The organism is Rhodococcus sp. MEB032 (genome assembly GCF_030208925.1).
Taxonomy (GTDB): domain Bacteria; phylum Actinomycetota; class Actinomycetes; order Mycobacteriales; family Mycobacteriaceae; genus Rhodococcus_F; species Rhodococcus_F qingshengii.
The window spans coordinates 30,532-42,783 of the sequence record NZ_JARVSY010000050.1 but is presented as its reverse complement, the minus strand read 5'-3'; the positions used below and the strand labels follow the sequence as shown (position 1 = coordinate 42,783).

Genomic DNA, 12,252 nt, shown 5'->3' with positions numbered 1-12,252 from the left:
GGCGAGGAAGCGGACGATCCACCGCCGACGACTCGCCCTCACCATCCCGATTGCCGCCGTGGGTGGCTCGGAACAGACCTCGACGGTCATCCAATTCCGTGCCTCCAATGCAAACCACACCTCAAGAATCTTGGAAGGAATCAGTATGCCTAGCAATACATCTTCTCCGCACCACATGGACGGTGCGGCTCCACCGAGTTATGACGACCTGGAGAAGTTGATTCGACTTGTCTGTGACGGTGACCTTCATGGCACTCGGGCAGCCCTTTCAAGTTTTCCCGATCGTGAGTTCGCCGCTGTGACAGAGGCAGTCATCGAAACACGGCAGCACCACCACGACATTTACGACCAGGTTTTGCGGTTGATCGCTCTCGAAGCGGTAACCCGAGCCACCGGACAGGAGTCCTGACATGGGCGGATACATCGACCTCGACGAGTCCGGTTTCGACCCGGATCTGCACCTGCCGATTCGGGGGAAGTGGTACACGGTTCCCTCGCCTCACACGTGGGAGGACACGAAGCGGCTCCGGCAGAGGATCGTCGAATCTGGTCTACCTCCGGTCGAGCAGGTTGACGATGCACTCACGATTCTTGGCGCGGTCCGTGATCCCGAGACTGGCGAACTCGAACCCGCGGGTGTGCTCGCAGAGATGACCGCAGACAACCTGCCGTGGCCGATCATCCTTCACGCCGGCCGGACGGCTCAGCTGCACTTCGGCTACTCGCCTGAGATGGCCGAAGCCCACTGGGGACTGAGCTGGCTCGGGAAGGTCACCGACCTGGAGAAGTTGGTCGAGTTGTTCGGACGGAAGCAGCCGTCGAAGAAGCAGAAGGCAAAGACCAGTAAGAGAGGTGATCGCTGATGTCAGGACTTGACGTAGGCACCCTCGTTGCCCACCTCACCGTTGATATGGACGGGTTCCTTCGTGGCACGCGCACGGCGCAACAGCAGACGGACCGGCTCGAATCGACCGTGCAGCAGGCCGCTCGACGGATTGATCAGAGTTTCCAGCAGTCCGGGCAGGGCGTCGGACGATTGGGAACGGCCACGTCGAGTGTGCAGCAGGACATGGGAAGGCTCGGCACTGCCGCCGGCAATGCAGCTCGGGATGCTTCGCGTGTTGGCCAGAGCTCGCAGGATGTAAACCGGCTGGGGAATGCGGCTCGCGGTGCCGCTACTGATGTGGATCGCATCGGAACGTCCGCATCGCAGGCCAGTCGGCAGGTGGGTCAACTCAGTGGTGACCTCGATGGTGCCGCGTCCGGCGCGTCGGGTTCTGGCGGGGACATGGGCGGCAACTTCCTGTCCGGTTTCACGGACAAGATCGGAAAGCTCTCGTCCGCAACAGGTCCGATCGCTGGCGCACTGCTCGGTGTCGGAGTCATCGGTTTGACGGCTGGCGCCGCACTCATGGCTGCAATCACTGATGGCATGAAGCAGGAGCAGGATCTAGACCTGTTCCAGGCACAGACGAAGACCACCGAGGCGCAGGCCCGGAAGTTTGGGCTCGCAGCAGGCGAGATGTTCTCGGACGCCTACGGCGAATCCGTCGAGGCGAACCTCTCGACAATCAAGATCGCGCTGCACAACAACATCCTCGATCCGGGGTCGACGCAGCAGGACGCGGAGAAGGTCGTCGCAAGCCTCGAAACAATCTCTGCGGCGCTCGATGGTGAGGTCGCTACCAGCGTCTCCGCCGTTGGCGCTCTGATGACCTCAGGTCTTGCAGCCAACGCAGTCGAGGCTATGGACATGATCGCCAACGCTGCCGGCGGGTCCGCGAACAAGGCTGGTGATCTCCTCGAAGTGGTCTCCGAGTACAGCTCGGGATGGAAGAACGCTGGCCTATCCGCCGAGATGGCGCTTGCACTGATCGAACAGTCCACCGACAACGGCGCAGACAGCGCGGACCGTGCAGGTGACTCGCTACGTGAGTTCGGCCGACGCATCACCGAAGAAGGCGACACGATTGTCAGCGCGTTGAACGACATCGGTCTGAACGGTGAGGAGATGTTCGAGGCGTTCAAGAAGGGCGGTCCGGAAGCGGACACCGCCTTCGACCAGGCGTTCGACAAGATCAGTGCTATCGAAGATCCGGTGAAGCGGAACACCGCCGCGATGGCGCTACTCGGTGACACGTCCGGTGACTTCATCGGCGCACTATCGCAATGGGATCCATCAAAGGCGCTGGCTGATTTCGGTGAGTTCGAAGGTGCGGCAGGCAGTCTCGCGAACACCATCGGCGGCAACGCTGCCACCTCAGTGCAAGGCGCGATGAACTCTATTTCAACTGTCGCTGATGGATTCAAGGCCGCGCTCGCAGCAGCGTTCGGACCGCAGATTAAGGAGTGGGCAGACAACATCTCGAACAACCGCGTCGGAGTGATCGACTTCTTCCAGACCGCCGGCAATGCGGCATTCGAGCTCGGTAAGTCAGTACTGAATTTCGTGGCATCCGGACTCGACGGACTCGGCAAGTTCGCGAAGTCGGCATCTGAGACTGGCGCATCGTTCCTCGAAATGGGCGCAAACATCCTCTCGGTTGGTGAGTCCATTCCAGGCTTCGGCGCCATCCTCGGCATCGCAACAGGTGGTGCAGCCGACAAGCTCCGTGACCTCGCGACCAAGACGCGAGAAGGCGGCGCAAGTGTGGAGGGCGTGCTGACGGGGACTGCGAAGACCATTCGTGAGGAGTGGGTTCCTGCTCTTGGGGAAGCGCAGGAACGGGCGAACAGTTGGATCGATGGCATGAAACTGTCGGCCGCTTTCAACGATTCCTCAGCGAAGGTAACGAAGGCCATCGGTGAAATCGGGTTCGCTGTTGACGGTTCGGTGATGAAGATCGAGAACTGGAATGGCGCGATCGACAAGGCCAACCCGTTGCAGTCGCAGATGGAAGCGAACCTGCGTGGCCTCGCCGGTCAGTTCCGAGAGCAGGTCAAGACTGGGCTCGAAGCGGGCAACACTGTCGAGAACCTGACGAAGCAGTACGCCGGCAATCGCGACGCACTGATCCAGCAGCTCACGGCCACACTCGGCAGCAACGAGGCCGCAGTCAAGTACCTGGACACGCTTGGACTCACGCCTCAGTTCGTCTCTACTGCGATTCGCACAGAGGGGATGCCAGAAACTCAGTCCGACTTCGATGTTCTGCGAGACAAGGTGCTAGGCGTCCCCGATGCCAGGACTATCCATACTCAGGCTTTGACGAAGGATTCCATCGACTCACTCAATGCCCTCGAAGGTGTGAAGGTCGAGGTTCTCAAGGACGGCACGGTCAACGTCACTGCCGAAACCGAGGCAGCGCAACGAAACCTTCAGGCTTGGTTGTCGCAGCCTCGCAACCTTGTGGTGTTGGTTGATACGCAGCGGACGGCACAGGCTCAGCGGGACTTCTGGGCCACAGGACAGTACGGGCCGGCCGCTCCAGTCTTGAAGAACGCGGACGGCAACATCCACGAGCCGGGACAGGCGAACATCCGTAACGGTCAAGGTCGCGGAATCTACCAATGGGCGGAAGCTGAAACAGGTTGGGAGGCTTTCATTCCCGGCGCTCCCTCCAAGCGTCCTCGGGCTGAACAGATCCTCGCTGAGACTGCTCGCCGGTTCGGTATGGGCGTTGTCCGATTCGGTGATGTGAAGCCGATGGCTGACGGCGGTGTCGTCGAGTCGTTCACCGGCATCGCATCCCAACACGCACCAGGACTGCAACTCACCTCGTCCTACCGGGACACCAACGACTACCACGGACAAGGGAAGGCAGTCGACTACTCCAACGGCTCAGGCAACACCGATGAGCAGTTGGCGTGGGCGAACTACCTCGCCGACAACTACCAGTCACAGTTGGCGGAGTTGATTTACTCGGATCCGCGGTTCACTCGGAACATCAAGGACGGGAAGATCGTTGATCCGTCGTTCTATGGTGCGGCGACGATGCAGCAGCACGAGAACCATGTGCATGCGGCGTCGAAGGAACCGTTGGGTGCCCCGTCTGGTGCGGGTAAGGATGCGGCTCCTGCTGCTCCGGATACTCGGACGGAGCGGGAGAAGATCGCTGATCAGGTGATCGCGGAAGGTAAGCGCCGCGGCATCTCCGATAAGGGCATCAAGGCCGCGGTCATGACCGCCCTCGCTGAAACCGATTTGCAGAACCTCGATCACGGTATGGATGGCGATAACGCCGGCATCATGCAGCAGCGCGATAACGGTGGTTGGGGCACGTTGGAGGACCGGAAGGATCCGACTCGTGCGGCGGGCATGTTTTACGACAAGCTCGACGACTTCGACTACAACAGCATGTCGGAGGCTGAGGCGGCGCAGAAGGTGCAGCAGTCGGGCACTGCGGATGGTTCGAATTATGCGGTGAAGGCTGCTGAGGCGGACGAGATTATCGCGGCGTCGAATGCTCGCGGTAACGGTCAGATGACTGTTGGGACGACGGACGCCGGCGCTGCACTTGCCACAGACGGACAACGAGTCTTCGTCACCAACTGGCCTACGTCAGGCTCATCGTCGTACACATCCGCCGACACCACCTCGACCACCGCGCCCGCAGCAGCGGCCACTCCGGATGACAACGTGATCTGGAAAGGCGCGGTTCGAGTCTTCGAGAACGGCGGCATCCGTGGCCTTCCCGAACAGGCTGGTATCTACCCGGACGGTGCCGACCTCGTTCGGTTCGCCGAGCCAGGCACAGGTGGAGAGGGTTACATCCCGCTCGCTCCCTCGAAGCGTCGGCAGTCCCTTGCCGTGACGAAGAAGATCGTCAACGGCTTCGGATTCGATCTCGTCCCCTTCGAGGACGGAGGGATCCACGGTGGCCTGGGCGGCTTCGGTGGCTGGGTCGGTGAAACCCCAGGGTTGAAGGTCCCGAAGACCGCGAACGGTCGCAGAGCAGCCGCATACAACGCCCTCGCATTCGGCGTCGGCAGTGCGTTCGCACTCGCAAGCGGCTTCGACGCAGACGGCAACTTCACCGGCCAATTCGACACAGGCGCCAACAGTTCCGCTCAGCTGGAGAAAGGGTTCGGGCAAGTCACCGACGAACTCGCACCAATCCTCGAAGCAATTCTGTTGGCGATCAAGAACCGCGAGCCGATCCGCGCAAGCGTCAACGTCGACAACGGAACTGGGATGGCGAACATCTCAATCATGAAGGGCGGTCTCTGATGCCCGAAACATTCACCACCACAACAACACTCAACTAGGAGAACCAAATCATGACTGAACAGACACCCGATCCTCGACAGGCTAGATGGAACGAAGAAGCCGCATCGGCTCAGTCCCGCGGAAACATGAAGGACGGCAAGAACATCTACGCCCGCCACTACGACGAGACGACCGGCCTCTACCAGCTCGGAGGTGGATCGACGCTCTCACCCGAGGGCATCTACACCGACGTTGACGGCAACGTGCGCGGCGGCCGATACCGAGTCCGACTCGACGGGGCCCTCGCCCCGATGGTCCCTCCGCAGGACGGCGCCAACCCGCAGCCCTTGCCGCCGCTCGTACCGCTCGGACCCGGCTGGCCCACCCCGCCCGAGGGCTTCGACTGGCCCAACCTCTCCAACCCCAACTGCATCTACGACATCAACTACTGAGGAGAACCAACATCATGAGCACACTCCAGGAATTGCAGACCAAGGCTCGCGAGCTGAAGCAGGCCCGGGAGGCGCGACTCGCTGTCTACCGTGACAACGCCAACAAGGACGTTTCGATGACGCCGACCGAGCGTGCCGAGTACATCGCGCACTGGCGTCAGGCACTCACCAAGCAGTACGCACCTCAGTTCGCTGCCATCAAGGCGGAGGTTGAGACGTACGCCGATCGCACGAAGGCTCAGGCAGCCAAGGCGCGCCCTCAGTTCGACGCTGACTCGCCGACCGCGCTTGTCCGTACCGAGCAGGCATGGCGGAATGTCGTTCTCCCTCAGCTGGAGAAGGGTCGATCGCTTCGAGCGGCACTGCGCAACGCCGACGCGGACGCTGTACTCGGCGCCGAACGCTTCGCCCCCGCATGGCTACAAGCGAACAGCACAGGTCCCTCTGGCCTTGCTGGCACCGAAGTAGCAATGAAGGACGGACGGGTTACAGCCATCGATCGGGAGACCGACACGACCGCGGTAACCAAAGCGATCACTGCGCGGTTCATCGAACTCGCAGACCCGGAAGGCGCAGCGGCACTTGCTTCGGCGAGCACCCTCAACGCCGTACTGCCGGCATTCAATCGGTTCGTCGACCATCTCGACACCGGCGCTGGCGATCCTCTCGCAGCGTCGGTCGGGTTGCACTACGCGATGAACCAGGATGCGGGCTCCGGCGACTCCGAACCTGCCGACGACGCAGCCTGACCAACCAACATCACCCAGGAGAACACCATGAGTAAGAACATCGAGATCCACACGCGCACCGAGCCCGAAGATACGTTCGTCGACGTACCCGGCACGAGCGGCACATTCTCGCGCAAGCCGAAGCAGGTCCGCATCTTCGGCCAGGCTGACGCTATCGCGCCGGGATCCATCACTGACCGGGAAGCGCCTGTCTACGACGAGGACATGACCCCCGAGAAGGCCGTCGAGCGCGTGCGTTCGAATCCGAGCCGAGCCTTCACGCTCTTCAACACCTCCGGCGACGTAGCCTGACCCACCCCTGCGGCCCAGCCTTCACCGGCTGGGCCGCTCGGAAGGACACCCATGACCGACACTCTTGAACCCATCAGCCAAGGCCCCGCACGCGGGTACAGCTGGGCGCCCTTCGTAGCCGAGAACTTCGCCGCCAAGAAGCACGGTGCCTATTCCCAGCGGGTTATCACACCGCTCGCCGCCGAAATCGCGAACGCCGTATGCGGGGCACGCCCCGACCTTCAAGCCCCACAGATGCAGCCTGCTGTCCTCGCCTACGCACGCACCGAGGCGCAACTCGAAGTGCTCACCGCGTTCGTCGACATTCACGGCGCCATCGACCCGGACACGGGGGAGCCCACCCCGGCCGAGAAGTACCGCCTCCGCATCGACACCCAAGCCGCGAACCACCGATCCCGACTCGGGCTCGACCCGCTCAGCGCCGCGAAACTCGGCAAGGACATTGCCTCCACGAAGCTCGACATCACCACGATGTTCGCCCAACTACAGGCTGAACTCGACAAGGCGAACGGAACCCAACGATGACCCTCGACGCCGCTACACTCGCGGACTCCCTCGCAAGCCCCACAGGATTCGCCAAACGACTTGTAGGTCAAGAGCTTTGGGAACATCAACGAGAACTGGCCGAATGCCCCGCCCGCTACCGCGTCGTGTGCGCAGGCCGACAGGTAGGCAAGTCGCGGGGCGTCGCGATCATCGCCCTTCACCGCGCTTACACCAAACCCGGATCACTCATCCTGCTCATCTCCGCCGGCGAAGTGGCATCACTCCGCCTCCTCGAAGAGTGCGCTTCCCTCGCACTCAGTTCGCCGATGCTTGCGGGTGCGGTACTGGATGACAGTAAGACACAACTGGTGCTCTCGAATGGGTCACGCGTCATCTCAGTGCCCGCGTCTGCCAAGCAGATCCGAGGCTGGGCAGTGGATCTGCTCATAATTGACGAAGCAGCATTTGTCGACACCGAAATTTGGCGAGCGGCAGAACCTTCGATCATCGCTCGACCCGGCTCCAAGGTGATCCTGCTGTCCTCGCCATGGGGTAACTACGAACACTTTTTCCGCCGCCTGTGGAAGCAGGGAACAGACGCACCCACGCTCGATGTCACGTCGTTTCACTGGCCATCGTCGCGCTCGCCGTACATCAGCCAAGACGACCTCGACAAGATCCAAGCCCGAGAGCCCGCGCACTACTTCAACCGCGAATACCTTGCCGAGTGGACCGACGACACCGGCGCCTACTTCACCACCCGAGAGCTGGACAACGCGGTCGCGGACTACGAGTTCGCGCCGCTCGAACGCGACAACGGCCAAACAGTCGCAGGTGGGCTGGACTGGGGATTCAGCAACGACGCTAACGCCGTTGTTTTCCTTGCCGCACAGGCCGATATGGATCTGAACACTCTCGGCGGCAGGTACTCGCAACGCCCCGCGAAGCCGGTCTACTACATTCCACACCTCGAACAGCACAATCGAATGCAGTTCTCCGACTTCATCGACCGACTCGACGAACTCTCGCAGATGTTCGACATCTACCGCTACATCAGTGAGACGAACGGAATCGGTATCGCACCGACCCAGATGCTCAGCAGCCGCATGTCCGACAACCATGGCAACGGACGAATGAGAACCTTGGTCAAGGGCGTCACAACCGACAACCGACGCAAGGCAGACGCATACGGACGCCTCAAAGTGCTCCTGCAACAGGGTCGGCTCGTGCTACCCAAACATCCCGACCTGCTCCGACAGCTTCACAGCCTCGAATACGAGCAGACCACCACAGGGCAAATGCGAATCAGCGTCCCAGAGACCGCCGGCCACGATGACCTCGCAGACGCGCTCATGCAAGCCGCAGCCGGGATCTTCATCAACCCCTCGCGTGCTTGGACGTGGCAAGACGGCACCGGATCCGGTGGAATCCTGACCACCCCAGGCGGAACGAGGATCCACAAGAATCCACAAGCGCACAGCAGTGTCTGGCTACTGGGAGGGAATCCAGAATGACGAATCCGAACAAGACCAAGGGTGATCGGGCAGAACGCGCAGTGCGTGACTTCCTCCGAGCCAACGGCTTCCCCCACACAGATCGAACGAGGGCGGGCTATACCAGGGACGCTGGCGACCTCCACCCCGCTCCCGGACTCACCATCCAAGTGAAAGACCGCGCCGCGTATGCCTGGCCTGAATGGCTCCGACAGCTGCGCGAGCAGAAGGACGAAGCCCGAGCGGATCACGCGCTCCTCGTCCTCAAACGCCGCGGACTCGGAGACCCCGGGCAATGGCTCGCAGTCATGCCGCTCGAACAGATGTCACAACTACTTCGCGCAGCGGGATATGGAGTGGAAATTGACTCGGTAATGGAAAGTGAATGCAAGTAATACCGAGTGCTACTTGCGTCCGCGCCTGTGACGAAGATCACAGTACCTGTGGATGGTTGTGGATAACCGAAAATTGCCCGTTGCGTCAACGCAACGATCACCAAAACAGGTGGACGACTTGTCTACACCGAACATATGTTCCCACCTGCCGAGAGCCGACATTTTCGCGCAACTTGGTAGACAAGAAACACCGAAAATCGTTGCGTCATAAAAATTCTTGCACCTGTGAATGGCCCGCCAAAGCCACTTGCGCACACGCAAGTGCCAGCGGTTTTACTCGAAGTAGACAGCTAATGTCTTGAAGCGACGGTGAGTGCAGCAACACCCACCGCCGCTCGACCCGGAAACCGAATCCTCGGCGCACATGTCCCAGCAAGGACCGCGCCACGTCATACAGGTAGGCACCCAATGACAACACCAGTGAACCCCACGCCACGCCGATGGGCAAGCAAGAGGGAAGCTGCACAGCACGCCGGCGGCTACACCGAACGAACAATCGATCGCTGGATCAAAGAGAAGCGGTTGCCCTCATACCGAGTGGGTCGAAACATTCGAATCGATCTCTACGAACTTGACCGACTCATCGAGTCGAACGCCGCGTGATCGACCGCAACTGCGAAAGGCCCCTCGAAGCCAACGAGGAGCCTTCACAGGAGACCAACCGACGCCAATCTGCTGGGTCCGTCTCCGATTCTAGCGCAGCAACCCCCGAAAACGCTTGGCAAACAGACCCTTACGCCGATGTACCACACCCCGCCGACAGCCCAGAAGCAGAAGAACGCGACCTCCACGAGATCCAAGTCGCCGGCGAACTGTCAAAGATGCTCGTCCGCGAAGAAGCCCGCATCCGCTTCAACGCCCGCAAGAGCGCCGACACAATCCAGCAGATCCCTCAACCCGTCTCGCTCACCGAGTTCTTAGCCACCCCAGACGAACCCCTCGACTACCGCATTGAAGGACTCTTCCCAGTGGGCGGCCGCATCATGCTCTCGGCGCAGTACAAAGCTGGAAAAACCACCACCGTGGGCAACCTAGTCCGATCACTCGTCGACGGTGACGACTTCCTCGGACGATTCCAAGCGCATCCCGTCCAACGCGTCACACTCATCGACAACGAGTCAGACAACCGCCGACTTCGAAGCTGGTTCCGAGACTTCGCAGTCCAGAACACCCACGCCGTCGCCGTCCAATGCCTACGAGGCGCCGTCGGAACATTCAACATCCTCGACGCCGATGTGCGCACACGGTGGGCTGAAATCCTGAGAGGCACCGACTTCCTCATCCTCGATGTCCTTCGACCCGTACTCGACGCCCTAGGGCTCGACGAGAACCACGACGCTGGACGGTTTCTCGTTGCCTTCGACGCGCTCCTCAAAGAAGCCGGCATCGCTGAAGCCGCAGTCATCCACCACATGGGGCACAGTGGCGAACGCTCACGAGGCGACTCACGCCTCCAAGACTGGCCGGACGCAATCTGGAAGATCGTCAGGCAGCAGTCAGACGACCCGACTTCGCCGCGCTTCTTCTCCGCATTCGGTCGAGATGTCAACGTCTCTGAAGGCTCCCTGACCTTCGACGAACAGACTCGGCACCTCACCTACATGTCCGGCGACACCCGAAAGAACGCGGCAGCAAGCGCGGCAGTACTCAGCGCGACACCCGATGTCATCAGATTCCTCACCATCTCACCCGGATCCAGCAGGAACACGATCGTCGATGCCCTAACCAAAGACCCAGGCCACCCCCAAAAGGTCACGAGAGAAGCCATCAAAGCCTGCATCGACGCGGGCGAGGTCACATTCACGCCAGGCCCGCGCAACTCACATATGCACTTCGTCGCTCCACCACAGCCTTCGCCACTAGGAGAAAACGATGACCTCGAACACGCGTCATGAACATCACTGGGTGACCATCAATGTGACCCCACTACCTCCGGGTTGGGTCAACGTCTTCTGCTACAACGACCCCGAGCGCATCAAGACCTCACCTTGCCCAGCGCTCCTAACTCAAGAGCTCCGCTCCAAATCGAGGTTCGAACTTCGTAGCACCATCAGCGGAGAAACAATAGAGGAAGAGCACGTGACCAAGTGCTACCCACCGTTCGCCACCCGCGTTGTTGCCGCAGAGATGTTCGACGGCGAACTAGACCCCGCACCCGAAGTAGCCAGGTGGGGCCACCACGCCGCGTTCAGCGGCACCGAATACAAGCCCACTGACCTCGAAGAGCTTTAGCAAGCGTCGTCGCGCCAAGCCCCGTTGATGTAACTCCACGTCCCCGGCGTCATCTTCCCCTTGCCGTCATGAGACTTCACGACAACCGTCGCGACCGAATCACTGTTCATCGTGATCAAGTACTGCTCAGGTCCACTGAAATCTCGATCGGCATACCCAGCGTCGAGCGATGCGACGAACTCATCCACCGGGTACTTAACCTGGCAACGAGGAGAGCTGAACTCATACACGCCGGCCCAGTCCGCCCGCTGAATATGGGTGTACTGCTCAGCCAGAGTCGCCTCCAAGCCCGCCTGCGACTGATCCCCAGGCGCCGCCTCACGCTCCACCACAGCCCCACCGACATCCAACGGTGGGGCTGTCTGCGTTGAAGAGACTGCACCCTCCCTCGTCGTCTCCCCCTTGCCGCAACCAACGAGAGCCAGCACCGCAACACCACACACCAACACACCCGAGACAGTCCGATTCATCAGCAATACATACCAGACCAATCGGACTGGAACCCCCACATCCACCCCACCGAGTCAGTGGGTCACGAGTGGGTCAGCACTGAGTTAGACCCAGTACTGAGTCAGTGGGTCAGTGGGTATTAGTACAACCCACTGACCAACTCACTCACCCAGGCGAAACAGCACACCCAAGAACCACACACCCTTAACTCACTCAACCCCCAACTACTTGCAACCATGCAACTAATCCAGAGACAACCAAGCCCCCTCGAAGAACAGATAGGCGCGCTCGCCGGTCTGTCGCTCTCGGCCGGCGGTTCTGTTGGAACGATGCGCACACGCGTGCGACTGGTCCGCAGTCAGTCCGCAACGATGCCACCGAGAACCACGGTTGACTCACTTCACTCACAGACAAAAGCTCAGCGAGAGAAGGGATTCCTTCGAGTCCATCTCGCTGAGCTTTGTCGAGTAATTCCAGGTAACTTCGTTCGGGACGAAGAGGTCGTGGGTTCAAATCCCGCCACCCCGACAGTGAAGAACAGAAATCGAGGCCCTT

13 protein-coding genes are annotated in these 12,252 nt (G+C 60.7%); 12 read left to right on the top strand and 1 reads right to left on the bottom strand.

Going from position 1 to position 12,252, the window contains the following annotated elements; genetic code table 11:
- Positions 1-145: 145 nt before the first annotated feature.
- The 12 genes from QRN54_RS31510 to QRN54_RS31460 all read left to right on the top strand — a co-directional run bounded on the left by QRN54_RS31510 (position 146) and on the right by QRN54_RS31460 (position 11,247).
- The gene (locus QRN54_RS31510; RefSeq protein WP_285183901.1) at positions 146-409 is read left to right on the top strand and encodes a hypothetical protein; all 264 of its coding nucleotides are present in this window, start codon (positions 146-148) and stop codon (positions 407-409) included.
- A 1-nt stretch (position 410) separates the two neighbouring features.
- On the top strand, positions 411-863 hold the full coding sequence (locus QRN54_RS31505; protein ID WP_285183900.1) for a DUF7426 family protein: 453 nt from the start codon (positions 411-413) through the stop codon (positions 861-863).
- The gene (locus QRN54_RS31500; RefSeq protein WP_285183899.1) at positions 863-5,170 is read left to right on the top strand and encodes a phage tail tape measure protein; all 4,308 of its coding nucleotides are present in this window, start codon (positions 863-865) and stop codon (positions 5,168-5,170) included. Before QRN54_RS31505 ends, QRN54_RS31500 begins: the two co-directional genes overlap by 1 nt.
- Positions 5,171-5,220: 50 nt before the next feature.
- Entirely contained in the window at positions 5,221-5,601 is a 381-nt protein-coding gene (locus tag QRN54_RS31495) for a hypothetical protein (protein WP_058227124.1), read from the top strand.
- A gap of 14 nt (positions 5,602-5,615) precedes the next feature.
- Positions 5,616-6,350, top strand: coding sequence for a hypothetical protein (locus tag QRN54_RS31490; RefSeq protein WP_285183898.1), 735 nt, complete (start codon positions 5,616-5,618; stop codon positions 6,348-6,350).
- Positions 6,351-6,377: 27 nt separating this feature from the next.
- Positions 6,378-6,641, top strand: coding sequence for a hypothetical protein (locus QRN54_RS31485; protein ID WP_285183897.1), 264 nt, complete (start codon positions 6,378-6,380; stop codon positions 6,639-6,641).
- A gap of 51 nt (positions 6,642-6,692) precedes the next feature.
- Entirely contained in the window at positions 6,693-7,166 is a 474-nt protein-coding gene (locus tag QRN54_RS31480) for a hypothetical protein (protein ID WP_285183896.1), read from the top strand.
- Positions 7,163-8,641: a terminase large subunit domain-containing protein gene (locus QRN54_RS31475; protein ID WP_285183895.1), complete on the top strand. Its 1,479-nt coding sequence runs from the start codon at positions 7,163-7,165 to the stop codon at positions 8,639-8,641. Before QRN54_RS31480 ends, QRN54_RS31475 begins: the two co-directional genes overlap by 4 nt.
- On the top strand, positions 8,638-9,015 hold the full coding sequence (locus QRN54_RS31470; protein WP_285183894.1) for a hypothetical protein: 378 nt from the start codon (positions 8,638-8,640) through the stop codon (positions 9,013-9,015). The genes QRN54_RS31475 and QRN54_RS31470 overlap by 4 nt, the downstream gene beginning before the upstream one ends.
- A 408-nt stretch (positions 9,016-9,423) precedes the next feature.
- Positions 9,424-9,618 carry a helix-turn-helix domain-containing protein gene (locus tag QRN54_RS33705; RefSeq protein ID WP_076948729.1) on the top strand — a complete coding sequence of 65 codons (195 nt, stop codon included), beginning with the start codon at positions 9,424-9,426 and terminating at the stop codon, positions 9,616-9,618.
- Positions 9,619-9,836: 218 nt separating this feature from the next.
- Positions 9,837-10,910 (top strand): AAA family ATPase, encoded by a 1,074-nt coding sequence (locus QRN54_RS31465; protein WP_285183893.1) that lies wholly within the window; start codon positions 9,837-9,839, stop codon positions 10,908-10,910.
- Positions 10,888-11,247, top strand: a complete 360-nt coding sequence (locus QRN54_RS31460; RefSeq protein ID WP_285183891.1) for a hypothetical protein — start codon at positions 10,888-10,890, stop codon at positions 11,245-11,247. Before QRN54_RS31465 ends, QRN54_RS31460 begins: the two co-directional genes overlap by 23 nt.
- On the opposite strand, the gene QRN54_RS31455 is transcribed toward QRN54_RS31460, so the two are convergent.
- The gene (locus QRN54_RS31455) at positions 11,244-11,717 is read right to left on the bottom strand and encodes a hypothetical protein (RefSeq protein WP_285183890.1); all 474 of its coding nucleotides are present in this window, start codon (positions 11,715-11,717) and stop codon (positions 11,244-11,246) included. The genes QRN54_RS31460 and QRN54_RS31455 overlap by 4 nt on opposite strands.
- Positions 11,718-12,252: the final 535 nt, after the last annotated feature.